The 23580-nt window shown below is 50.4% G+C and carries 18 protein-coding genes; 10 read left to right on the top strand and 8 right to left on the bottom strand.

Annotation, left to right across the window (positions count from 1 at the left end; translation table 11 throughout):
* Positions 1-4: 4 nt before the first annotated feature.
* The 3 genes from DCX48_17545 to DCX48_17535 are packed head-to-tail and all read right to left on the bottom strand — an operon-like array spanning position 5 to position 3937.
* Positions 5-784 carry a triosephosphate isomerase gene (locus DCX48_17545; GenBank protein ID QXE16156.1) on the bottom strand — a complete coding sequence of 260 codons (780 nt, stop codon included), beginning with the start codon at positions 782-784 and terminating at the stop codon, positions 5-7.
* The gene (locus DCX48_17540) at positions 781-2553 is read right to left on the bottom strand and encodes a dihydroxyacetone kinase family protein (GenBank protein QXE16155.1); all 1773 of its coding nucleotides are present in this window, start codon (positions 2551-2553) and stop codon (positions 781-783) included. The genes DCX48_17545 and DCX48_17540 overlap by 4 nt, the downstream gene beginning before the upstream one ends.
* A gap of 1 nt (position 2554) precedes the next feature.
* Entirely contained in the window at positions 2555-3937 is a 1383-nt protein-coding gene (locus tag DCX48_17535) for an MFS transporter (GenBank protein QXE16154.1), read from the bottom strand.
* A 543-nt stretch (positions 3938-4480) separates the two neighbouring features.
* Here DCX48_17535 and rpiB point away from each other — a divergent pair.
* From rpiB to DCX48_17485, 10 genes are all read left to right on the top strand, one after another.
* Positions 4481-4939, top strand: a complete 459-nt coding sequence (gene rpiB, locus DCX48_17530; GenBank protein ID QXE16153.1) for a ribose 5-phosphate isomerase B — start codon at positions 4481-4483, stop codon at positions 4937-4939.
* A 198-nt stretch (positions 4940-5137) separates the two neighbouring features.
* Complete coding sequence (gene tal, locus DCX48_17525; protein ID QXE16152.1) at positions 5138-6088, top strand: transaldolase; 951 nt, start codon at positions 5138-5140, stop codon at positions 6086-6088.
* Between the two features lie 15 nt (positions 6089-6103).
* On the top strand, positions 6104-8098 hold the full coding sequence (gene tkt / locus DCX48_17520; protein QXE16151.1) for a transketolase: 1995 nt from the start codon (positions 6104-6106) through the stop codon (positions 8096-8098).
* Positions 8099-8414: 316 nt separating this feature from the next.
* Complete coding sequence (locus DCX48_17515; GenBank protein QXE17289.1) at positions 8415-10334, top strand: PTS beta-glucoside transporter subunit EIIBCA; 1920 nt, start codon at positions 8415-8417, stop codon at positions 10332-10334.
* Between the two features lie 65 nt (positions 10335-10399).
* A complete protein-coding gene (locus DCX48_17510) occupies positions 10400-11827 on the top strand; it encodes a glycoside hydrolase family 1 protein (GenBank protein ID QXE16150.1) in 1428 nt (475 codons plus the stop codon).
* A gap of 148 nt (positions 11828-11975) precedes the next feature.
* The gene (locus tag DCX48_17505; GenBank protein QXE17288.1) at positions 11976-12824 is read left to right on the top strand and encodes a PRD domain-containing protein; all 849 of its coding nucleotides are present in this window, start codon (positions 11976-11978) and stop codon (positions 12822-12824) included.
* A 411-nt stretch (positions 12825-13235) separates the two neighbouring features.
* A complete protein-coding gene (locus DCX48_17500; protein ID QXE16149.1) occupies positions 13236-14132 on the top strand; it encodes an ABC transporter substrate-binding protein in 897 nt (298 codons plus the stop codon).
* Positions 14129-15073, top strand: coding sequence for an amino acid ABC transporter permease (locus tag DCX48_17495; GenBank protein QXE16148.1), 945 nt, complete (start codon positions 14129-14131; stop codon positions 15071-15073). Before DCX48_17500 ends, DCX48_17495 begins: the two co-directional genes overlap by 4 nt.
* A gap of 74 nt (positions 15074-15147) precedes the next feature.
* On the top strand, positions 15148-15909 hold the full coding sequence (locus tag DCX48_17490) for an amino acid ABC transporter ATP-binding protein (GenBank protein ID QXE16147.1): 762 nt from the start codon (positions 15148-15150) through the stop codon (positions 15907-15909).
* A gap of 136 nt (positions 15910-16045) precedes the next feature.
* A complete protein-coding gene (locus tag DCX48_17485; protein ID QXE16146.1) occupies positions 16046-17077 on the top strand; it encodes a LacI family DNA-binding transcriptional regulator in 1032 nt (343 codons plus the stop codon).
* Positions 17078-17195: 118 nt separating this feature from the next.
* Here DCX48_17485 and DCX48_17480 read toward each other — a convergent pair whose 3' ends face one another.
* From DCX48_17480 to DCX48_17460, 5 genes are all read right to left on the bottom strand, one after another.
* Positions 17196-18719 carry an exotoxin gene (locus DCX48_17480; protein QXE16145.1) on the bottom strand — a complete coding sequence of 508 codons (1524 nt, stop codon included), beginning with the start codon at positions 18717-18719 and terminating at the stop codon, positions 17196-17198.
* Between the two features lie 348 nt (positions 18720-19067).
* On the bottom strand, positions 19068-20153 hold the full coding sequence (ugpC, locus tag DCX48_17475) for a sn-glycerol-3-phosphate ABC transporter ATP-binding protein UgpC (GenBank protein ID QXE16144.1): 1086 nt from the start codon (positions 20151-20153) through the stop codon (positions 19068-19070).
* A 36-nt stretch (positions 20154-20189) separates the two neighbouring features.
* Positions 20190-21002 (bottom strand): carbohydrate ABC transporter permease, encoded by an 813-nt coding sequence (locus DCX48_17470; GenBank protein QXE16143.1) that lies wholly within the window; start codon positions 21000-21002, stop codon positions 20190-20192.
* 1 nt (position 21003) lies between these two features.
* Positions 21004-21885, bottom strand: coding sequence for a sugar ABC transporter permease (locus DCX48_17465; GenBank protein QXE16142.1), 882 nt, complete (start codon positions 21883-21885; stop codon positions 21004-21006).
* A gap of 63 nt (positions 21886-21948) precedes the next feature.
* Positions 21949-23214 carry an extracellular solute-binding protein gene (locus tag DCX48_17460; protein QXE16141.1) on the bottom strand — a complete coding sequence of 422 codons (1266 nt, stop codon included), beginning with the start codon at positions 23212-23214 and terminating at the stop codon, positions 21949-21951.
* Positions 23215-23580 lie beyond the last annotated feature (366 nt).

Here is a 23580-nt window from a genome sequence, read left to right as displayed (position 1 = left end):
TCTCTTACGCCTGCGAGCTGAGCGTGAAGGCTTCATCCATAATGGCGTTAAACGCGGCCGGATCGTGGGCAAAGCGCCCCAGAAACAAGCCATCAACGGCGTCGCCGAGCTGACTCAGCAATCCCGGTCCGGCGCTACCGCCATAAATAATTCGCCCCTCGCGCACGCCAGCCTGTGTTGGAAGATGCTGTTTTAATGCCTGACAGACTTCGCTGATGTACGCCGTCGGGGCGGGCTCCGTGCTGCCAATAGCCCACTGCGGTTCATAGGCCAGTACCAGATCGCCCGTCAGCTGTTGCTTCTGGGCCAGATTCAGCGACGCCGCCAGTTGAGCCTGACAGGTGTCGATTGCCTGCTGCGTCGAGCCACGTTGTTCCTCGCCGACGCACAGCACTGGCGTTAGCCCATTGCGCCAGGCCGCCGCCGTTTTCAGCGCGAAATGTTCATCCGTTTCGCCGAAATAACGGCGACGCTCGGCGTGCCCGATTTCTACATAGCAACACCCCATTTCGTGCAGCATGGTGCCGCTCACTTCCCCAGTGAAAGCTCCGTTATCCGCCCAGTGCAAATCTTGTGCACCGACATGAACGGGTGACTGCGCAAACCGCTGCACCACGGGTGCTAACGTCGGGAATGCGGGCAACACAAACAGCCGGGCTGAGGGTAGTGATGCCAGCGGATGCTGTTCGGCTATCTCGTGGATTTTCTGGCACCAGTCGAGCGTCTGCTGATAGCCAAAATACATTTTCAGGCTGACGCCCAGCGTCAATTTGCGCGAACTCATCGCTCACTCTCCGCTTGCGTCACCGTCTGATTCGAGAGAGTCGACGTCGTATCACGGTTCAACACGGCCGACACCGCATCAAGGATCATGGCTAGTGATATCGCCCCCGCATCGGGTGTTCCCAGACTTTTTTCTGCCAGCGGGCGGGCGCGGCCAATTTTGGGTAACAGCTGTGCCGTGTCGTCAGCCGCCTGTTGGGCACACTGCGCGGCCTGCTGCCAGGCTTCTGGCAAGCTCATTCCCGCCTCGACTCGTTGCGTAAGTGCCAAACTAAAGGGGATTAAGGCATCCACCAGCGTTTTATCCCCCGGTTTTGCTTTACCGAAATGCATCACGCTCTCTTTGGCCTGACGCACGCCATCTGCCACACGGCGACCGTCAGGCCGTTGTTCATCACCCAACACGGTTCCCAGCGCATTTAACGCAACGCCCCAGATTGCGCCAGACGTGCCCCCAGCCTGATCGGCCCAAGCATCTGCCGCACGTTGCAATAACGTACCGGCACCCGCCTGCCGTTCCAGCATCTCCGTGGCTTTTTCCGCTGCGGCAATCACCCCGCGCTCCATGCCAATGCCGTGATCGCCATCTCCGGCAATCGCATCGATACGGCCCAGCTCGGTGACGTTAGCCAGCACAATGTCACGCGCCGCATTCAACGCTGCCGCAACACAATGTGCTGCCGCTTTCGATGCCGCCGTAGCGGGTGGGATCACCTCGAGCTCTGCCGTGAATGTGCGCTCAGCAAGCGGTTCGGCGGGAGACATACTGCCTTTACGAAATGCGGGTGCATCGGCAGGCGCACGCCAGAAACGCTCCAGTTCCTCATCCAGCCAGAACAGCGTGAGCGATAGACCCGCCATATCGAAGCTGGTTACCAGCTCACCGACTTCCGGTTCGACCACCGTCAGCCCCTGCTCAACCAACAGCTGTGAAACGCGGCGATAAACCACAAACAACTCTTCGTATTTCACGCCACCGAGGCCGTTGAGTACCACGCTGATCCGCTGCCCGGAGAGCGTCGTAATACCGTGCGGCACCTCTTTCAACAGTGAACTGACCAGCAGCTCAGCCAGTTCATCGGCGGTTGAGATGGGGACATCACGGATGCCCGGCTCGCCGTGAATCCCCATGCCCACCGCCATCATACCTTCAGGAACGGTGAACAGCGGGTGTTCCGCACCCGGCAAGGTACAGCCAGAAAAGGCCACGCCGAGCGAGCGGGTACGCTGGTTGGCGCGTTCGGCAACCTCAAGCACGGCGGCCAAATCGTAACCCGCTTCCGCCGCCGCAGAGACTGCCTTGAAGACCATCAGATCGCCGGCAACCCCGCGACGCTTTTGCCATTCGTTCAGTGGCGCACTGGAAATATCATCGGTAACCGCCAGCAGCTCACACGGAATACCTTCCGCATTCAGACGTGCCTTGGCCTGTCCGAAATGAAGCACATCGCCCGCATAGTTACCGAACGTCAGCAGCACGCCACCGCCATTGTGTGCCGCTCGGGCGACGGAGCAGATTTGCTGGGCTGATGGCGATGCAAACAGGTTACCCATCGCCGCACCGTGCGCCAGCCCCTGCCCGACCAGCCCGGCAAACGCCGGGTAGTGGCCGGAGCCACCTCCGACCACAATGGCGACCCCACCTTCACGACTGCGAGTACTTCTGACCACGCCGCCAGGTACCTGACGCACTTTGTCAGCATGTGCCGCCACAAAGCCTTCGGTCAGTTCCCGAGCAAAGGCGGAAGGTTGGTTGAACAAATACGTCATATTAATGCTCCTGTGTTACTGAGGCGGCTTTCGATACCCGATCCGAACGACTGAGCAGAACCATTAACACAGCGGAAAGCAGCATAAATCCGCCGACAATCATCATAGGCATCACGTAGGTTCCCGTTACGCCCCGTACCGCACCGGTGATGTATCCCGCTGAAAATCCGGCAACATTGCCAATGGTATTAATGAGCGCGATAGCCGCTGCCGCTGATGCTCCCGTCAGGAATTGGGTCGGTAATGTCCAGAAGTTAGGTAGCGCAGCAAAGATGGAGCAGGCCGTTACGGTGATCACCGCAATGGTCGCCGTCGGGGATTCCATAAACAGCGCCAGCGGAATGCTGATCGCACCGGTCAACGCTGGGATAGCAATGTGCCACGAACGGCAGCCGCGACGCGTTGCATCACGCGACCAGAAATACATCACGATGGCCGCAGGCAAGTAAGGGATAGCGGTAATCAGGCCTTTATCCATGACATTAAACGTCGTGCCGAACTGCTGTTGGAAACCCGCGATAATCGTGGGCAGGAAGAACGCCAGCGCGTAGAGACCGTAAATAAAACCGAAGTAAATCAGGCACAATACCCACACGCGTTTATTAAACATCACGGTCGTCACGCTAGGGTGTTTGCTGTGGCTTTTGGTGGCATGTTCGCTTTCCAACTCACTGACCAGCCAGCGTTTCTCATCGGCGTTAAGCCACTTTGCATCGGCCGGACGATCCACCAAATAGAACCAGGTAATAATACCGACGATAATGGCGGGAATAGAGACACCGAGGAACATCACCCGCCAACCCGACAGTCCGAACAGGCCATGCTGCTCAATCAGCCAGGCAGCCAGTGGCGCACCGAGTACCACCGTCAGGGGTTGTGCCAGATAGAACAATGACAGGATTCTGCTGCGATAGCGGGCAGGCACCCACATACTGAGGAACAAGATCGCACCGGGGAAGAACCCCGCCTCTGCAATCCCCAACAGGAAACGTAGGATATACAACCCTTCAAGACTACTTACCCAAGTAAACAGCAGTGACACGATGCCCCACGACACCATAATACGTGATAGCCATTTGCGTGCGCCGAAGCGGTGCAGCGCCAGATTGCTAGGGACTTCCAGCAGAATATAACCAATGAAGAAAATGCCAGAAGCTAGCCCGAACTGTGCGACGGTTAGCGCAAGATCGGCATTCATGCCATTCGGGCCCGCAAACGAAATGGCCGTACGATCGAGGAAGTTAATGAAGAACATCAAGCCGACGAAAGGCACCAAACGCCAAGAGATCTTGCGAATGGCCGATTGTTCTACAGCAGATGGTTTTGTGGTGGACGGGTTTGTGGCAGATTGCCCCGCCGTTGCAGTAGCCGATACTTTACTCATACAGCCCCCTTACTACCGATAGCCAATCCCTTCCCTGTCATTGCCTCTACGCCAGGCTGTTCCTGCATTTCATCCTCTTTCGTCATTCGATACCCGGTGTGACCTTTATTGTTTATTGTCTTTTTTATGGTTTGCATACAGGTCTGACACATTGTTATGCCCTCTAAAAGATTCAGATCATTAACACACTCAATGAACATATGAACGATATATTCGCCCCGATCTTTTGCCTATCTCTCTGTTTAAAAATTGTGAGCATGATCTAAATATGTATCAAAAAGGTAAAATACCGCCATAAAAGGCGTAAAAGTGACCAGAGCCACTCTTTTTATCGCTTTATCTTCCCTGACAAAACAAAAAACAAATAATCACACGTTGAACATTTGAAAGAAGCGGTATATGTTTAGCCATGAAAAGGCCGGAAATGTACGGAATCAGGCAGAGAGATTCTCGTTAGTGTTTGTTTATTCATGTTTTTATAAACAACCTAACGAAAGCGACATATCAGGCTCACTTTGACCCTCAGCCAGGCAGGAGATAGATATGCTCTCGATTGCAATTGGTGCAGACAGCGCCGCGATTGATCTGAAAAACACGATTACTGATTATTTACAGCAGAAAGGGCTGACGGTGACCGACTACAGCTACGATCCCAGCGGGGAAAATCCGATCTACCCCGATGTTGCCTACACGCTGGCGCACGCGATTAAAGATGGTAAGCACCATCGTGGGATCCTGTTATGCGGCACCGGGATCGGCATGTGTATCGTGGCTAACAAGGTCAACGGCATTCGTGCCGCTCAGTGCCATGACACCTATTCCGCTCAGCGGGCCAGAAAAAGTAACAATGCGCAGGTCATCGCACTGGGTGCGCGGGTTATCGGTCCCGAACTGGCAAAAGAGATTATTGGCGCCTGGCTGGATGCCGAGTTTGAAGGTGGCGGCTCCGCGCCAAAAGTCGAGAAAATCGGCTACTACGAACATCAGGAAAAACACCAGTAATCCTGTCTGACGGCCCGCAGTTATCCCCAGACTGACTGGCCGTCAGTCTTATTGTTCATTCAGCCGAATATGGGTTCAGTCGAGAGAGTCCAACCGCAGCAATCGGAAAAAGCGCATATTATTCCACGACCTCATGGTGCAGTGTGTTAGCTCTGTTTTGCGCATGCCATTTCTCTATTTACATCAAGGAGCTCAATCATGAATCAATTAGAAGCCCTTAAGCAGTTTACCGTAGTGGTCGCCGATAGCGGCGATATCGACTCCATTCGCCAATTTTCACCACAAGATGCCACCACGAATCCGTCTCTGATTCTGAAAGCAGCCACCCTGCCCCAATACCAACCGCTCTTTGATGACGCGATTGCCTATGCTAACCTGCAAGGCGGTAGCCCGGAAACGCGGCTCATCAACGCCAGCGACCGACTGGCGGTGAACATCGGCGCAGAAGTACTGAAAAGTATTCCCGGCCGCATCTCCACCGAAGTGGATGCCCGCCTCTCGTTCGATCGCGGGATGTGCGTCGCCAAAGCCCGTAAACTTATTGGGATGTATCAGGAAAAAGACATTCCACGCTCGCGCATCCTGATCAAACTCGCCGCCACTTGGGAAGGCATTCGCGCGGCTGAAGAGCTGGAGAAAGAAGGGATTAACTGCAACCTGACGCTGCTATTCTCTTTTGCTCAGGCGCGTGCCTGCGCCGAAGCGGGCGTCTTCCTGATCTCGCCGTTTGTGGGCCGGATTTATGACTGGTATCAGGAAAAACAGCCCACCAGCGATTATCAGGCCGAAAGCGATCCCGGCGTGATCTCCGTGCGTGATATCTATGATTATTACAAACGCCACCGCTACCAAACCGTGATCATGGGTGCCAGCTTCCGCAAAGTGGAACAAATTTTGGCACTGGCGGGATGCGATCGTCTGACGATTTCCCCTGCGCTGCTGGAGCAGTTGAAAAATAGCAGTGATCCTGTCGAACGCCAATTGACACCGTCCACCGAAGCATTCCATCCCCCTTCACCGCTGTCTGAAGCCGAATTCCGCTGGGAACACCATCAGGATGCGATGGCTGTCGATAAACTGGCGGAAGGCATTCGCCTGTTCGCCGCCGATCAACAAAAGCTGGAAGCGCTGCTGGCGGCCAAGCTGTAACTTTTGGAGTCAAGCATGTCCTCTCGTAAAGAACTTGCCAATGCTATCCGCGCGTTGAGCATGGATGGGGTGCAGAAAGCCAAATCCGGTCACCCGGGCGCACCGATGGGCATGGCCGATATCGCCGAAGTGCTGTGGCGTGATTATCTTAACCATAATCCGGCCAATCCCAACTGGGCCAACCGCGACCGCTTCGTGCTGTCCAACGGTCATGCGTCCATGCTGATTTACAGCCTGTTGCACCTCTCCGGCTACGACCTGCCGATTAAAGAACTGAAAAACTTCCGTCAGATGCATTCCAAAACTCCGGGTCACCCTGAATACGGCTACACCGCCGGCGTTGAAACCACCACCGGCCCGCTGGGTCAGGGTGTTGCCAACGCGGTCGGGATGGCGATTGCCGAACGCACGCTGGCGGCGCAGTTCAACCGCCCGGGCCACGAGATTGTTAACCATCACACCTACACCTTCCTCGGTGACGGCTGCATGATGGAAGGGATTTCTCACGAAGTCTGCTCGCTGGCAGGCACCATGAAGCTCGGCAAACTGACCGCGTTTTATGATGACAACGGTATTTCCATCGACGGCCACGTAGAAGGCTGGTTTACCGACGATACTGCCGCCCGCTTTGAAGCCTACGGCTGGCATGTGGTGCGCGGCGTGGACGGTCACGATGCGGATGCCATCAAGCGCGCCATCGGCGAAGCACAGCTGGTGACCGACAAACCGTCGCTGCTGATGTGCAAAACCGTGATTGGCTTCGGTTCACCGAACAAGGCCGGCACGCACGACTCGCACGGTGCGCCATTGGGCGAGGCGGAAGTCGCGGCTTCCCGCGAACAGCTGGGCTGGACGCACGCGCCGTTTGATATTCCGGCGGATATCTATGCCGCCTGGGACGCCAAACCGGCCGGTCAGCGTAAGGAAGCGGCCTGGGATGAGGCGTTTGCCGCCTACGCCAGCGCGTACCCTGAACTGGCTGCTGAATTCACACGCCGTACCGGTGGTGAACTGCCGACCAGCTGGCAGGCCGATGCACAGAAATTCATCGAGGATTTGCAGGCTAATCCGGCGAAAATCGCCAGCCGTAAAGCCTCACAGAACGCGCTGGAAGCCTATGGCAAACTGCTGCCGGAATTCCTTGGCGGCTCTGCCGACCTGGCGCCGAGCAACCTGACCATCTGGTCCGGCTCGGTATCGCTGGATAAAGACCACGCGGGTAACTATATCCACTACGGTGTGCGCGAGTTCGGTATGACCGCCATTGCCAACGGGATTGCGCTGCACGGTGGCTTTGTGCCGTATACCGCGACTTTCCTGATGTTTGTGGAATACGCGCGTAACGCCGTGCGTATGGCCGCGCTGATGAAAATCCGCAGCATCTACGTTTACACCCACGACTCCATCGGTCTGGGGGAAGACGGCCCGACGCACCAGCCGGTTGAACAGCTGGCCAGCCTGCGCGTAACGCCGAACATGAGCAACTGGCGTCCGGCAGACCAGGTGGAAACGGCGGTGGCGTGGAAATATGCCATCGAGCGTCAGGACGGTCCGATGTCACTTATCCTGTCGCGTCAGAATCTGGCGCAGCAGACGCGTACCGCAGAACAACTGGCGAACGTGGTGAAAGGCGGGTACGTGCTGAAAGACAGCGACGGCCAGCCGGAACTCATCCTGATTGCCACCGGTTCTGAAGTCGAACTGGCTGTCGGTGCGTATGACAAGCTGACTGCCGCCGGCCGCAAGGTGCGCGTGGTGTCGATGCCGTCAACGGATGCGTTCGACAAGCAGGACGCCGCCTACCGTGAAGCGGTGCTGCCGAAAGCGGTATCGGCGCGCGTAGCCATTGAAGCGGGTATTGCAGACTACTGGTTCAAGTATGTCGGCCTGAACGGCGCAATTGTCGGTATGACGAGCTTCGGCGAATCGGCTCCGGCTGAACTGCTGTTCGAAGCATTCGGCTTCACTGTCGATAACGTGGTCGAAAAAGCGCAGGCGCTGCTGAAGTAATATTGTGATGGAGCCATATTGCAGCGAAGTAAGACTGCGATATTCCGCGCAAAAGGATCGCAAACGGCGATATTGTTTGTGATCCAGATCAATTAATTCACCTGAGTACATTGCATGACTCTGGCGCCGCATGCTGATATTGCGGCGCAACACAACACGTTGCACCAGCCTATTTTTATCGCGGCGTGCTACTGCTACGGCAGGCAAGACCAAAGTAAAAATGCATTTCCTCTTTTTAAGAGGTGCATTTTTATTTTGGTCTTTTTTTTTGGCCTAATTGGCGTCAACACAGGGTGAAACTATGAATTATCAAAAAATGAATTATCAAAAACTTGGGGTCGACATACTCGCGTTGAGCGGCGGCAAGCAGAATGTCAGCAAACTGACCCACTGCGCCACTCGTTTACGTTTTGAGTTCAACGATAGCCATGCGGTACAGGCAGAAGCGATTGCCAAACTTCCCGGCGTCATCAGCGTCGTAGATCGCGGCGGTCAGTTTCAGGTGGTGATCGGCAACGATGTTCAAATCACCTACCGGGCGATTTTGAATGAGATCGGCGAAATGAACGGCCAGCGCACTTCTGATAAAAACAAGCAGCAGAAGAAAGGCGGCATTTTCTCGCAAATCATCAGCGTAATATCCACCACCTTCACTCCTGTCATCCCGGCGATTACCGGTGCGGGGATGATCAAAGCGCTGCTGGCGATCCTCAAACTGACCGGATTAATTTCCGCCGACAGCACGACCTATCGCCTGCTGGATACTATCTCCGATGCGGCTTTCTTCTTCCTGCCCGTGCTGCTGGCCTACGGTGCCTCCATCAAGTTCGCCTGTAACCCGATTCTGGCGATGACGATTGCGGGCGCCTTGCTGCACCCAAATCTGGCTCAGTTGCTGGCATCAGGCGGGCCGATCAGCTTTATCGGTATTCCAGTACGGCTGGCAGACTATGCCGGATCGGTGTTACCGATCATCCTCACCGTGTGGATCATGTCCTACATCGAGCGCTTCGCTGAAAAAATTTCGCCCTCGATGATCACCTTTTTCACCAAGCCAATGATCGTGCTGCTGTTTACCGCACCGTTGGCGCTGGTAGTGATTGGGCCTTTCGGTATTTTCCTCAACGATTTAGTCGCCAGCGGTGCCGCTATCATTGACGGAAAGGCAAGCTGGCTCATTCCGATGTTGATGGGTGGACTGCAACCGTTCCTGGTGATCACCGGTACGGCCTGGGCGATGACGCCGATTGCTACCTCGCAGCTTACCCGCAACGGTTTCGAGATGATTAACGGTCCCGGCATGCTGGCTTCCAATATTGCTCAGGGTGCCGCCACACTGTGCGTTGCGTTTAAAACCAAGAACAAAAACCTGAAACAGTTAGCTTCTTCTGCGGGCTTCACTGCCCTGCTGGGTATCACCGAGCCTTCTTTATACGGGGTAACGCTGAAACTGAAGAAACCGCTGATTGCCGCCATGATTGGCGGGGGCTGCGCGGGCATCTATGCCGGTTTAGCGGGTCTGGTTCGCTACGCCTTCGTCTCACCGGGACTGGCAGCGCTGCCTGCCTTTATTGGCGAAAACCCGATGAACATCGTACATGCGCTGATCACCTGCGCCATTGCAATCGTCGTCACGTTTGCGCTCACCTGGATTATGGGATTCGACGATCCGGTGGATGAAACTGACAATGCCCAAACCGACTCGACCCAATCAGACGCGCGCCAATCTGCACCAGCAGCTAATACCACACAAAAATCACAGGCCACAGAAAACCACGCTGAACCGCAAACGATTCTCAGCCCGCTGTCCGGCAAGCTGGTCGCGCTGAGCGACATCAACGATGACGTATTCTCACAGGGATTACTGGGGCAAGGCGTTGCGATTATTCCTGACAACGGTGAAGTGGTCGCGCCCGTCAGTGGCGAAATCATCACATTCCTTGAGTCCAAACATGCCGTCGGTATCCGCACGGATAGCGGTCTGGAATTACTGATTCATGTCGGCCTCGATACGGTGAACCTCAACGGCAAGCACTTTACCGGCTACATCAAACCGGGCGACCGTGTCACCGCGGGCGACAGGTTAATTAGCTTCGATCTGCATGAGATAACGCGTTTGGGCTATGACCCGATTACGCCAGTCGTGATCATCAACAGCGATGAGTACGCTAGCGTCGTCTGCACCGTGCCACAGCCGATCGCACCGATGGATACCATCATTAACGTGAACGCCTGATCGCCCATAAAGGTATTGGGTGCTCTACCCAATGCCTTACCATCTTCCTAGGTGTGAGAGAAAATATGCACTATCAACAGCAAAAACATTTCCCAGCAGGCTTTCTGTGGGGAGCGTCGACATCGGCTTATCAGGTTGAAGGTGGCTGGCAGGCCGATGGGAAAAGCCCGTCGATCATTGATAAGTGTCAGCACCCGGAAAACACCGCTGATTTCACCGTAGCCAGCGATCACTACCATCGGTTTAAAGACGATGTGCAACTTTTTGCGGAGCTGGGATTGAAGGCTTACCGTTTCTCTATCGCCTGGACGCGTATTCTCCCCAACGGCACCGGTGACGTAAATCCACTGGGCATCGCGTTTTACAACGAGCTAATTGATGAGCTGAACGCGCACGGTATCGAACCGGTCGTCACGCTCTACCATTTCGATTTGCCTTATTGTCTGGAAGCTCAAGGTGGCTGGCAAAATCGCGCCACGATTGATGCCTTTGTTCACTACGCTCGCACGCTGTTTACACATTTCGGCGACAAGGTTAAATACTGGCTAACAATTAATGAGCAGAACACCATGATTCTGCATCCCGGCGCGATTGGCTTACCGGAAGGTGGCGTTTTACCATCCAAAAAAGCGCTGTATCAGCAGAACCACCACATGATGCTGGCGCAGGCGCAGGTCATGGCGTTGTGTCATGAACTCGCGCCCAACGGTTTGATTGGCCCGGCGATCAACACTACCTCGATGTATCAGGCCACCAGCAAACCGGAAGACGCTATCGCCGCGCACAACTGGGAAACGCTGCGCTGCTGGAGCTTTTTGGATGTCGCCGTGCATGGCCGCTACAACGCGCTAGCCTGGCGTTATCTGGAAGATCGCGGTTTGGCACCGGAGACATTACCCGGCGATGACGAGATCCTACAGTCAGGAAAACCTGACTACGTGGCGATCAACTACTATTCCACCGCCACCATTGCCGCTAGCAAAGGCGATGCATCGGACGTCAGCGCCCGCGCGGGCGATCAGCAAATCATGCTGGGTGAACCCGGCGTCTATCGCGCGGCGGAAAATCCGCACGTTGATAAAACGCCCTATGGCTGGGTCATCGATCCCATTGGCCTGCGCTTAACATTACGTAAAACCTACGAGCGCTATCATCTGCCGATACTGATTACGGAAAACGGTATGGGCGCGCCGGATAAACTTGAAGCTGACGGTACAATCAACGATCAATACCGTATCGATTTTATTGCCCGTCATATTGAACAAATGCAGCTCGCCATCAGCGATGGGGTTGATCTGATTGGCTATTGTCCGTGGTCGGCGATCGATGTGGTCAGCACTCATCAGGGTTACGGTAAGCGCTACGGGTTTATTTATGTGAACCGCGATGAATTCGATCTGAAAGATCTACGCCGTATCAAAAAGAAAAGTTTTTACTGGTATCAGGGTGTCATAGAATCAAATGGCACGCGGTTATTTCCCCGCGAGCCCTAATACTGACGCCCTAGAACACCGCGTTAAAACGGGGATAAGCCCTACTCTGCATGACTCATGTTGCGGGACAATCACCCGCAACATGAAAGAGAAGAAATGGGTTATTATTTCACTGACGTTCCCACTGATATCACTCAAGAAACGCATGATGGCTGAACCGATAAAAGCAATAAAAATACTGAACAATAGCCTGGTGTTATCTTCTGATGCAGATAACAACGAAATCATTGTCATGGGGAAAGGGATCGGCTTTAACAGCAAGACTGGAGATATTCTCGATCCAGCCAAAATTGAGAAAACCTTTATTCTCAAAGGTGGCCCATCACCACGCGAATTTGCCCGTTTGATTGAGCACGTCGGGGAAGAATATGTTCACATCGTGAATAAGATTATTGATGATGCGAACCGGCAACTTCATGGCCGCTTGAGCGAACAGGTCTTTTTTACGCTGATCGACCATATCAGCTTTGCGATTGAGCGTTATCGCAAAGGCATCAGCATACAAAATCGTCTGCTTTATGAGGTAAAGCGGTTCTACCCGCAGGAATTTGCGATTGCTTCGCGGGCGCTCAACGACATTAACCAGCAGATGAAGCTGGAATTGCCAGAAGAGGAAGCGGGCAATATCGCGTTTCATTTAGTCAACGCGCAAACCGACGTCCAGAATATGGAGAACACGCTCCAGTCGGTCAAGATGCTGAAAGATATCTTTAATATCATCCAGTACAACTTCCATATCGTGATTGATAAAGAATCGATTAATTACTCACGCTTCCTGACGCACATGCAATTCTTTATCCAGCGCCTGTTGGAAAACACCCTAATCCATTCAAGTGATGACTTTATTTTTGATCAGGTCACCAAAGAGTATCCTGATGCCTATAAATGCAGCCGACTGATCAAAGACTATATTCACAACCTGCTCAATATCGACATTTCTAACGATGAAATGCTGTACCTGATGATTCATATCGTTCGCATCGCCCCGCAAGAGTAAGTCCTACCCACTCACCAGATGAAACGCCGCAGTTGGGTAAATTCTCGGCCATTACCATCTGGCAGTGTATCGGGTATATCTGCGGTTCACCTTTGCTTTGCGATATTTCTTCTTTAGTCTTCATTCCGAAGCGTGAACAATAAAACATCTTCTATCAATATGTTTATTAAAGATAAAAAACACCTCACCCACTTTTTTTTGCAAAAAAAAACGTAACAAAACCGCCAGTTTATAACTTATAACCTTTTTTTATTTGTCCGGTTTTACTCTGAAGATTAAAAGAGAAAGGTGTCAAAAAATGCCGTTTGGCAAATCACATACCGCATCAGTCCCTTTTCTTTTGATAAGAGAAATGCATTTATTTTTCCATGTCCGATGAAAAAGACATGCCAATTAATCTGGGTAAAGATAATGAAAAAAAATCTGTTTGCCTTTCCATTACTGATGCTTGCCGTATTACCGCCTGCCTTCTCTGCCGATCAAAACGTCCCCACGACTCGCACCTTTCAGATACAGCCCGATGCAGCCTTAAAAGCCAAAGTGCCAGATGCCGTCCTGCAAAAAGGATTTATCGTTGCAGGCACCAATCCCAATACGCCGCCAACCACCTTTTATCAGGAAGATAATAAAACGCTGGCAGGCCGCGAGATCGATATCATGAACGCTATTGGCGACCGGCTGGGCGTACCGGTGAACTGGCACGATACCGGTGGGTTCGACAATATTATTCCCGGTTTAAAATCAGGCCGTTACGATGTGGCACTGTCGAATATCAATGCAACACCCAAGCGCCTTGAGCAGATCGACTTCATCGGCTATTTCAACGCGTCAAAACTGGCCATCATTTCCCTTAAAGACGCTAACGTCGCGCCATTTACCTCCCTCAGCGTACTGTGCGGTAAAGACATTGGTGCAGGGGCCGGTACGACTCAGCTACTGCGCTTGCAAGAAGCCGACAAGCAGTGCGTTGCAGAACAGAAAGACGCGATCAAAATTGCGATCTTCCCCGATCGTCCATCCGGCGTACAGGCGGTGATCAGTGGACGTGTCCCGCTGTTCTTCGGCCCTTATGAAGGGTTACGCTATCAGGTGAGTCAAGTCAAACGGCTAGCCATCAGCGGTGATATCGCCGTCAACGATGCGCCAGTCTCTATTGCGTTTCCTAAAGATTCGGCTCTGGAAGACGCCGTTCAGGCCGCATTGAACTCGCTGATTAAAGACGGCACCTATCAGAAGATTTTGGATAAGTGGGATATCGGCTACGGCGCGGTCCCAGAGGCGAAACGTAACGCAGAGATCTTCGGATGAGTCTCCCCTCACCACATCAGGAACTGCATATCGTCGCCAACCGACACTACGGGCGCTGGCTCAGCGCCCTGCTGGTTCTGTTGCTATTGGGCGCTATCGCCCATTCTGTGCTGAACAACCCCCGCTTTGAATGGCGGGTCGTTGTGGACAGTTTTACGGAAGACTCCATTCTTCAGGGCGTCATCATGACGCTGAAACTGACCGCAATGTCGGTGGTGTTAGGCTTTGGCGGCGGCACGATACTGGCGCTGATGCGCCTATCCAGCAACCCCGTGCTGGTGGCAGTCAGTTGCGGCTACACCTGGTTTTTCCGTGGCGTCCCCACGCTGGTACAGCTGTTTCTTTGGTACAACATTGCAGCGCTCTACCCGACGATTTCACTCTCGCTGCCATTCTTCGGCGAGGTTTTCAGCGTTCCTGGCAATACGCTCATCAGCCCGTTTAATGCCGCCGTGCTGGCGCTGGTTATGCATCAATCTGCGTATGCGGCGGAGATTGTTCGCGCAGGTATTCAGAGCGTCAACCCCGGTCAGTTGGAAGCCGCCAGAGCATTGGGGTACCGTAAACCGCAGATATTCTTCTACACCGTTCTGCCGCAGGCGATGCGCGCCATCCTGCCTCCGGCGGGTAATGAGGTCATCGGCCAACTGAAAACCACAGCGGTGGTTTCGGTGATTTCACTTCAGGATGTGTTGTACTCGGCACAGATCATTTATCAGCGAACCTATGAAGTCATCCCGCTGCTGCTGGTTGCCACTATCTGGTATCTGCTGCTGACTTCCGTGCTGTCTGTCGGCCAATACTATATTGAACGCTATTTCGGCCGTTCAACGCTCAAACGCAACAAGCCAGGTAAAAGCCGCAAACTGCGTGCCGCAAGGTTTACCCAACGTGCTCAGCCAACGAACAGGCCACAGCCCAGCGAATCCCCCAGCACCTGAACTGGCGGGCTATCACGCATCAACGACTGGCGAACAATGTCATGCACTCAATGAATCATGAAGGAAACGCAACTATGGGCGAGGCCATTACACTACGGAACGTGCGTAAATCCCTGTCGGGAAACCTGATTTTAGATGACATCGATTTGCAGATGGAGGCGGGTTCGGTTACTGCGATTCTGGGTCCGTCCGGCGCGGGTAAATCAACGCTGCTGCGCTGTATTAACCACCTCGAAAAGCTCGATGGCGGCACTATTTGCGTTGGCGACACGCTGGTCGGGTATCGGCAGAAAGGCCATCGGCTCTATGAATTGAGTGACAAACAGGTCGCGGCCCAGCGCAGCAAGATTGGTATGGTATTTCAGCACTTTAACCTGTTCCCTCACCGTACCGTGCTGCAAAACGTTAGCGATGCCCCGCTGCGTGTCAAAAAACGCGCTCAGCAGGAGGTGTTCGATCAGGCGTATTCGCTGCTGCGACAGGTTGGACTCGTAGAAAAAGCCGACGATTGGCCGCACCAGCTTTCCGGTGGCCAACAGCAGCGGGTGGCGATTGCCCGCGCCCTCGCCATGAATCCCCAGGTGATGCTCTTTGACGAACCGACTTCGGCGTTAGACCCGGAACTGGTCGGCGAAGTGCTTCAGGTAATTAAAAAGCTGGCGCATTCCGGTATTACGATGGTCATCGTCACACACGAGATCGGTTTCGCCCGTGAGATCGCCGATAACATCGTGTTTATGGAAAATGGCAGAATTGTCGAAACTGGCCCAGCCAGACAGCTACTCGATGCCCCGCAAAACCGCCGTACACAGGCCTTTTTCTCAACGGTGCTGTGATAACGTGGGTATAGTCATTGATATTGGCAACCATCAGATTTCTGACGATTTACTCGTACTTTTGAATAATGAGGATGTTAAATTAATTAATCATTGGCTAATATAAGTTTCATAGAAAAATTATGGAAAATTTTTTGTGACAACGATTAGAGATATTGCCCAAAAAGCCGGAGTCGCAGCATCAACAGTTTCTCGCGTGCTGAATAACGACCCCAGTCTGTCGGTAACCAAAGAAAAGCGCCAGCTCATCAAGAACATTGCCCATGAGTTGGCCTATTTATCGCCCACACAACGCAAGCAGCAGAAAAAAAAGTTAGAGAACTCGCTTGTTGTACGATCTCATTTTAAAATGGATAACGACAATTTATTACATCTCGCCGTCGTCCACTTTCTTACGCCCTCTGAAGAACTCAACGATCCTTATTTTACCGCAATGCGCATTGGCATTGAAAATCGCTGCCACCATTTTGCTATTTCGTTGCGAAATATATTCACCACAAACTTATCATCCAATAGTCATACGTTATCTCAGGCGCAGGCGATCATTTGCGTAGGGCATTTTAGCGATGATGACATCGCCTTAATCTATTCATTAAATAAAAACCTGATTTTTATCGATTCGGCTCCCCTCAATAAAAAATGTGATGCCGTGATTTTTGACCGGGAAGCGGCTGCACGCGAAGTATTACACTACATTGTTAAGAGCGGTGCTGAGCGACCTGCATTCATCGGGAACAATGAGAGCCGGCTGCATGTATTTCAAGAAATAACCCAAAAATACGGTATCTACCATGAATCACGATGTAAGGTCAGTCAGCTATTCTGTATTGCATCCGGCTATCAGGCGATGAATGAGTTGCTGCAACAAAAAGAATGGCCCGATGTTGTGTTCGCCGCGACAGACATTATCGCTATCGGCGTGTACCGCGCGATTCAAGAGAAAGGCATTTCCATTCCCAGACAAATAAAAGTGATTGGAATGAATGATATCCCCATGGCACAGCACCTCAACCCCAGTCTGACCACAATGCGACTCTACCCCACTGAAATGGGCGAAGCCGCCGTCGATCTATTTTTAGAACTGGTGGCGGGACGCCATTATAAGAAACACGTACAGATTGGTTATGACATGGTCTGGCGTGAAAGTTTCACACTCAGCACGATATAACGGTACCCGCTTATATATCCGTCATACGTCAAGTTGACGGTGTGTTGGCTACGCTACTTGGCACACTTACCTGAAGAGATAATGCGGCCACGCAAAGAAATTACGCGGCCAGCGAGCGTCAATTAGCGGTTATTTGCCACAACTGATTCCATCCCCCGTTATCATGCCATTGAATACCTGATGCACCGTTCTCTGTTGAACGACTGTTAATATCCAAAAGCTTCCCACTGTTCCTATTCATAATTTTATAATAGCCATCGCCAGCATCCAAAATTAGCCACTGTTGGCTAAAATGACCGGTGTTATACATTTGGAGAATTTGCGCACCATCCTCATTGGCACTGGAATCAATATCAATGTACTTTCCGCTATTAACATTCACCAGATTGAAGTAACCATTGCCAATCGCGTTAAAATAAAAACGCTGACTATCCCAATTACTGTCACTGTATTGTTCAACAAATGCGCCATCCTCATGTGAGCCGCTCACGACATTAAGCGATTTACCACTATGCCGATTAGCGATCTTATAGCGGGTTCCGTTGATAAAATTGATTTGTGATTCGGCAAACGCGTCCAGAGCTCGGGTAAATTGCAATACATTAGCTGAAACTTGTCTCGTCGCACCTAATGCGTAGCCATCCAGCAGCACATTGGCATTACCCGCAGGTTCCCAATAAAAAACCCCGATCCCTTTATTTCCCGGCACCGCTTTAACAAGATTAATCGTATCCTTGATAGTCCAATAGCTATCTGTCGGATTCGTCTCTAAACCGCCGACTTCAACGACCATGACTTCCTTACCATAGCGGCTCGCCATATCATTGAGGTTGCTAGCCAGTGCGCCGGTGAGTTCCCAATAATTTTTCCCCTCCCAGTAGGGATAGAATGAAAAGCCAATCACATCGGTTTTTCCACCGTGCGTGGTGAGGAAATTGTCAAAAAACCAGCGAGAGTTTGAATTATTATCCCCATGCGCCAAATGACTAATCACCTTAGAGGAAGGGCTGACCGCTTTAACCGCATCATAGCCTGCATTCAGTAGCTGCGTTAAATTAGCAAACCGACTTGTGCTCCCTTCCGGTAGTAAAATCCCCGGGTTCATTTCGTTACCAACCTGCACCCATTCCGGCGTCACGCCAGCGGAAACGAGCGCAGTCATCACCTCATGTGTGTGGTTATAAACGGCCGTAGTTAATTGGCTAATATTGTAGCTCGCCCATGCCGCTGGCTTTATTTGATGACCTGGATCCGCGAAAACATCACTGTAGTGGAAATCTACCATGACACGCATTCCCATCGCTTTGGCACGCTGAGCGGCATCCACCACGCGAGTTTTATCCGTATAACCGAGCATCGTCCAGGTCGTATTATCTTTATGCCATAGTGCACTGGGGTCAGGATTAACGAAAATGCGTAGCCGCACAGAGTTTATGCCGTGATCGCGCAATATCTGTAATACATCGCGCTGAGCTCCTGCATCGTCACGCCAGGTCACCCCCCGATCTTCCAATTGCTTTACCCAACCAATATCCGCACCATAAGCAAACGGCTGCGCTGCTTTCGCCACATTGGCTGCCATGAACCCTATAAATAGCATTAACAATATAGAGATCATTCCTGAATAATTATTCTTTTTCATTCATTTCTCCTTGAGTCGATACTCTTAAATGGTATTTATCACGTAAATATACCCGTCATACTTCAAGTTGCATGTGCGTTGGCTGCGTTCACTCGCCCGAATCACTTACTTGAGTAAGCTCATCGGGATTCCTTCCCTTGCCGCCTTTCTGAAACTCGAATTATTTATGGTATTTCTAGGGACAGATTAAAAACAGAGGACGATATTTATAAAAATAAATATCGCATAGTAAAATAAGCAGCCGATGTGAATACGAACGGCTGCTTAGTTAAATTTCTGACTTTTCCACCGAGTCAACGTAGCGTTTTATATGGAATTAATGGTCCCCATATAACCAGTTATTTATAGTTAGTTAATTCTTTTCCCATTTTCATCAAAAAAATGAAGATGTTCACTACGACATGTGAGCGGAATCGTTGAGTAAGGCACAATACTATTGTCACCTGACAAATGTACTTTGAAATGATTAACGCCAGAGTAAGTACCAAAAATATACGTGGCATTACCCAGCCTTTCTGTTACTTCGCTATTGATCGACAGGCTGACATCTCCCCCCTGCGGATCAATACTCAGGTGCTCAGGGCGAATACCCACGGTAATTTTCTGATCGGCGTGCAATCCGCGGCTAGCAAGATTAACGGAAAGTGTAGTGAGTTTATTGATCAAGATGCTCACTTTATTTCCTTCAACCTGTAACACTTCACCGGGTAGAAAATTCATATTCGGCGAACCGATAAAACCGGCGACAAAAAGATTTTCTGGCTTATGGTATAGCTCCATCGGCGTCCCGACCTGCTCAATATCCCCTTTGTTTAACACCACGATTTTATCCGCCAACGTCATCGCTTCCACTTGATCGTGCGTCACATAAATCATGGTATTACGCATTTCCTGATGAAGCTGGGCAATTTGTAAACGCATTTCCACGCGTAATTCGGCGTCAAGGTTCGATAAGGGCTCATCGAATAAGAACACTTTAGGATCGCGCACAATGGCCCGCCCAATTGCAACGCGCTGACGCTGGCCGCCAGATAGCTGTTTCGGTGTCCGATCTAACAAGGCTTCTAACTGGAGCGTCATCGCAGCCTTTCGCACCATTTTCTCGACTTCGGCTTTGGGATGCCCATTCATTCTCAACCCAAACCCCATATTTTCAGCCACCGTCATATGCGGGTACAACGCATATGACTGGAACACCATCGCAATCCCCCGCTCTGCGGGATCGCAATGGTTAACTACGCGGTTATCAATATGGATCTCGCCATCCGTTATCTCTTCCAATCCCGCGATCATTCTCAGTAACGTTGATTTACCACACCCCGACGGGCCAACAAATACCACAAATTCGCCTGAATTAATCTCAAGATTAATACGATGGATCGTTTCAGTTTTATCGTAACGCTTCACTATATTCTTTAGTAAAATATCAGCCATGTTGAACCTCAAACTTAATTTTCCATTGCGCGTGTATTACTTTACTGCGCCCGTCATACTGGCAATAAATTGCTTTTGCATGGCGAAGAAGATAAGCAAACTAGGAAGAGTAGAAATAACCGTTCCCACCATAATAAGCCCGAAGTCTGGAGAATAGGCCGAAGCAAAGCTGGATAGCACCAGATTAATCGTCTTTAATTCAGTAGACTGGAGGACAATAAGTGGCCAGAGAAAAGCATTCCATGACGTCATGAAAACAATGATAAACGCAGCAGAATAGCTGGCTCGCATAATCGGCACATAGACATACAGGAAAATTTTCCATTCTGCGACGCTCTCCACGCGGGCAGCATCGATTAACTCTCTCGGAAACGTTTTAGTACATTGCCTAAAGTAGAAAATAATAAATGCCCCTGCCACCGTCGGCATAATCACGGCAAAGTGTGTGTCCAGTAACCCCGCCTTACCAAACATGGTGAAGAGTGGGATCATTAACGCCGCAAACGGAATCATCATCGTCGCTAATAGTGTGACATAGACACGTTCGCGATGTTTACTGGAATAAATCTCAAATGCATAACCCGCAATGGAGCACACCACAAGCGTCGATACGGTGCTGATTAGTGCAATTTTTGATGTATTCCAAAATATCAATGCGAGATCCACCTGGCTCGTCAGATTGGTAAAATTGACCAATAATTGATCGCCAAACGTAAATTTCCCCATGTTGATTTGACTGGTGCTATTGGTACTGGATACCACCATCCAATAGAACGGAAAAAGCGAGAAAATGCTCATCAACACGAGAAAAGCATGCATCAATATGCTGTTAATTTTACTTTTTCTCATATTATCCCTTCCGTGCCGCTTTAAATTGAATCAGCGCTAATATTGCTGAAAAAACGACAATCACGTACGAAACCGTTGCCGCATAACCAAAATTAGGCACAAATTTGAACGACAGATTATAAATATAAAGTGATAATGTCAGGGTCGCATTTGCCGGGCCGCCGTTCGTGATATTCATGGCCTCATCAAACAACTGTAGTGTGCCAATCGTTGATGTCACACTGGTAAAAAGAATGACCGGCTTCAATAATGGTATGGTGATAAAGATAAATTGCTTGATTGGACTCACGCCATCGACTCTGGCGGCCTCATAAATCGATTTATCAATATTCTGCATGGCGGAAAGATAAAAGATCATATTGTATCCCGTCCAGCGCCATGTGATCGCGATAATAATGGTCACCTTCGCCCAGAAAGGATCGGAGAGCCACGGAATCGGATCGTCAATAACATGAATAAACATCAAAAATGAATTAATCACACCATCCAGTTCAAACATACTCTTAAAAAGAATCGAGTAGGCAACCAGCGACGTCACACAGGGTAAAAAGATCGCTATTCTAAACCACTGGCGATATTTAAGCTGCGACGAATTCAGGCAAGAAGAAATCGCTAATGAGAGCAAAATCATAATCGGCACTTGGATCACCAGAAACGTCAACGTATTCCAAAGCGCCGTTTTAAACATCGGATCATTAAATAAACGAATGATATTTCCCATGCCGACAAATTGCGTCACCACTCCACGGCCAGACTGAAAGGAAAGCCAAAGTGATTTGAAAATAGGATATATCGTCATTAGGGCAATTAACCCAACAGCTATAGAGACAAAAGCCCAGCCGTTGATGTTATAAAGCCTATTCATTTTAGGTTTATACATCATTATCACACCATATATTTCTGGAGAGAAGTGCTTGGGGGCTCACGGCCCCCAAGCTCACACTCACTACTGCATAATCTGATTTTTTAATGCAGTTTCGGCGCGTTTCAAAACGTCATCAACAGAATCGCCTTTCAGTAATGCGGGTATTTCAGCGGCAATCGCGTTATCAACTTCCTGGGTATACATGCCATAGGATACCTGCGGGATTTCAGTCACCCATTTAGAGAAATCAGCAAACACGGGTTGCCCGCCAAAGAACGGATCTTTTACTGCATAAGCGGGGCCAGATGTGGCAGGAAGGAAGGTTGCAAGCGCGCCGCGATCAACCAAAAGGGTTTGATACATATCACTATCTGCCGCGAATGTTTTTTTCAGGAATTCAATCGCCTGTTGAGTGTTTTTGCCGCCCTTTAATACATACCAACTCGACCCACCTTGATTAGATGCTCGCACCGCTTTGTCGAGATTTAACCGTGGAATCGGCGCAACACGCCATTTTCCTTTCTGATCGTCGGCACTTTTAATTGAGCCAATCACCCATACACCGGAAACCACACTCGCCGATTTTCCGGCATTAAAACTGCCAACAAAACTCGACCAGCCAGAAATAGGACGTGCAATTTTCGCGTCGTTAATCGCTTTAATCGTTTTTAACGTTTCTTTCAATGCAGCGTTTTTGGTGAGATTAATTTGGCCTTGATTATCGAAGAACCATTCTCCACCGGACTGCATCATAATATGAGGAAGAACAACATCGTTCATATCGTAGGTCAGCATATCAACGCCAGTTTTTTCCTTTATTTTCTTGCCGATCTCAATGTATTTATCCCAGGTAATATTCACCATATCACTCTCTTTATATCCGGCAGCTTCCAGATAATCGAGTCGATAGAACATCCCTGCCACGCCGGAATCAAAGGGAATACCGTAAATCTTATTCCCGACCGTCATCACTTTCGTTTTATAAGGCGCAAACTGACTATAATCGATGGCATCCTGCAATGGGACAAACGCATCAGGATAAGCCTGAAGGTATTTCTGTGCATTATAATCTTCTATAAGCACAATATCAGGAAGAACATTTTTAACCCCAGAAGCCAACATGGTATTTAATTTCTGTTCAATATCTTCTTTACCCGAGTCGATCACTTTCAGGCTGAAACTTGGGTCAGCTTTTTTATATATCGATGAGGCTTCATGCATTGCCGCAACATTGAAGTTAGGATCCCAGGCCCATACGGTGACGTCAGCAGCCAAGCTTTGACTCGATAAGCCCAGCGTGAAAAATGAAACTGCAAATAGGGTAGATACTTTATTCTTGATCTTCATCAGAGCAGTCCTTCTTTACTTTTTGTAAAGAGAGAATATGAGTTACTGCATAATGAAGCAACGAGTTACACCGCTTACATTCCTTCATCCAGTGATACGGGTCACACAACAGGGAGAGAAATAGCTGAATATTCGATCTCAATAGAATAAATTTAGGAAAAATTTCCTTCAAAAAAGTCTATACCTGACCGATAAAAGTGATGAAAATCAACCTAAAAACCAACCCATAACATTGAAATTTAAGTTAAAACTGAGTCACAGAAGAATAAATAAAACGTTTACTCAGGTAATAATCGACATGATCACATAGTCACTGCGGCATTACCCAAAAATGAAAACGCTACCACTACAAATCAAGCGGCACAC

Origin of the sequence: Pectobacterium atrosepticum, assembly GCA_019056595.1 — a bacterium.
Taxonomy (GTDB): domain Bacteria; phylum Pseudomonadota; class Gammaproteobacteria; order Enterobacterales; family Enterobacteriaceae; genus Pectobacterium; species Pectobacterium atrosepticum.
Note: the sequence above shows the minus strand (reverse complement) of the source record. Positions and strands in the feature narration are given on the sequence as shown.

Bases quoted from the DNA above. Each gene is read 5' to 3' on its own strand.
- DCX48_17505 (QXE17288.1), top strand. From the start codon at position 11,976: ATGGCTGAACCGATAAAAGCAATAAAAATACTGAACAATAGCCTGGTG.
- DCX48_17500 (QXE16149.1), top strand. From the start codon at position 13,236: ATGAAAAAAAATCTGTTTGCCTTTCCATTACTGATGCTTGCCGTATTA.
- DCX48_17465 (QXE16142.1), bottom strand. From the start codon at position 21,885: ATGATGTATAAACCTAAAATGAATAGGCTTTATAACATCAACGGCTGG.
- tkt (QXE16151.1), top strand. From the start codon at position 6,104: ATGTCCTCTCGTAAAGAACTTGCCAATGCTATCCGCGCGTTGAGCATG.
- DCX48_17460 (QXE16141.1), bottom strand. From the start codon at position 23,214: ATGAAGATCAAGAATAAAGTATCTACCCTATTTGCAGTTTCATTTTTC.
- DCX48_17480 (QXE16145.1), bottom strand. From the start codon at position 18,719: ATGAAAAAGAATAATTATTCAGGAATGATCTCTATATTGTTAATGCTA.
- ugpC (QXE16144.1), bottom strand. From the start codon at position 20,153: ATGGCTGATATTTTACTAAAGAATATAGTGAAGCGTTACGATAAAACT.
- DCX48_17540 (QXE16155.1), bottom strand. From the start codon at position 2,553: ATGACGTATTTGTTCAACCAACCTTCCGCCTTTGCTCGGGAACTGACC.
- DCX48_17470 (QXE16143.1), bottom strand. From the start codon at position 21,002: ATGAGAAAAAGTAAAATTAACAGCATATTGATGCATGCTTTTCTCGTG.
- rpiB (QXE16153.1), top strand. From the start codon at position 4,481: ATGCTCTCGATTGCAATTGGTGCAGACAGCGCCGCGATTGATCTGAAA.
- DCX48_17535 (QXE16154.1), bottom strand. From the start codon at position 3,937: ATGAGTAAAGTATCGGCTACTGCAACGGCGGGGCAATCTGCCACAAAC.
- DCX48_17490 (QXE16147.1), top strand. From the start codon at position 15,148: ATGGGCGAGGCCATTACACTACGGAACGTGCGTAAATCCCTGTCGGGA.
- DCX48_17510 (QXE16150.1), top strand. From the start codon at position 10,400: ATGCACTATCAACAGCAAAAACATTTCCCAGCAGGCTTTCTGTGGGGA.
- DCX48_17495 (QXE16148.1), top strand. From the start codon at position 14,129: ATGAGTCTCCCCTCACCACATCAGGAACTGCATATCGTCGCCAACCGA.
- DCX48_17545 (QXE16156.1), bottom strand. From the start codon at position 784: ATGAGTTCGCGCAAATTGACGCTGGGCGTCAGCCTGAAAATGTATTTT.
- DCX48_17515 (QXE17289.1), top strand. From the start codon at position 8,415: ATGAATTATCAAAAACTTGGGGTCGACATACTCGCGTTGAGCGGCGGC.
- tal (QXE16152.1), top strand. From the start codon at position 5,138: ATGAATCAATTAGAAGCCCTTAAGCAGTTTACCGTAGTGGTCGCCGAT.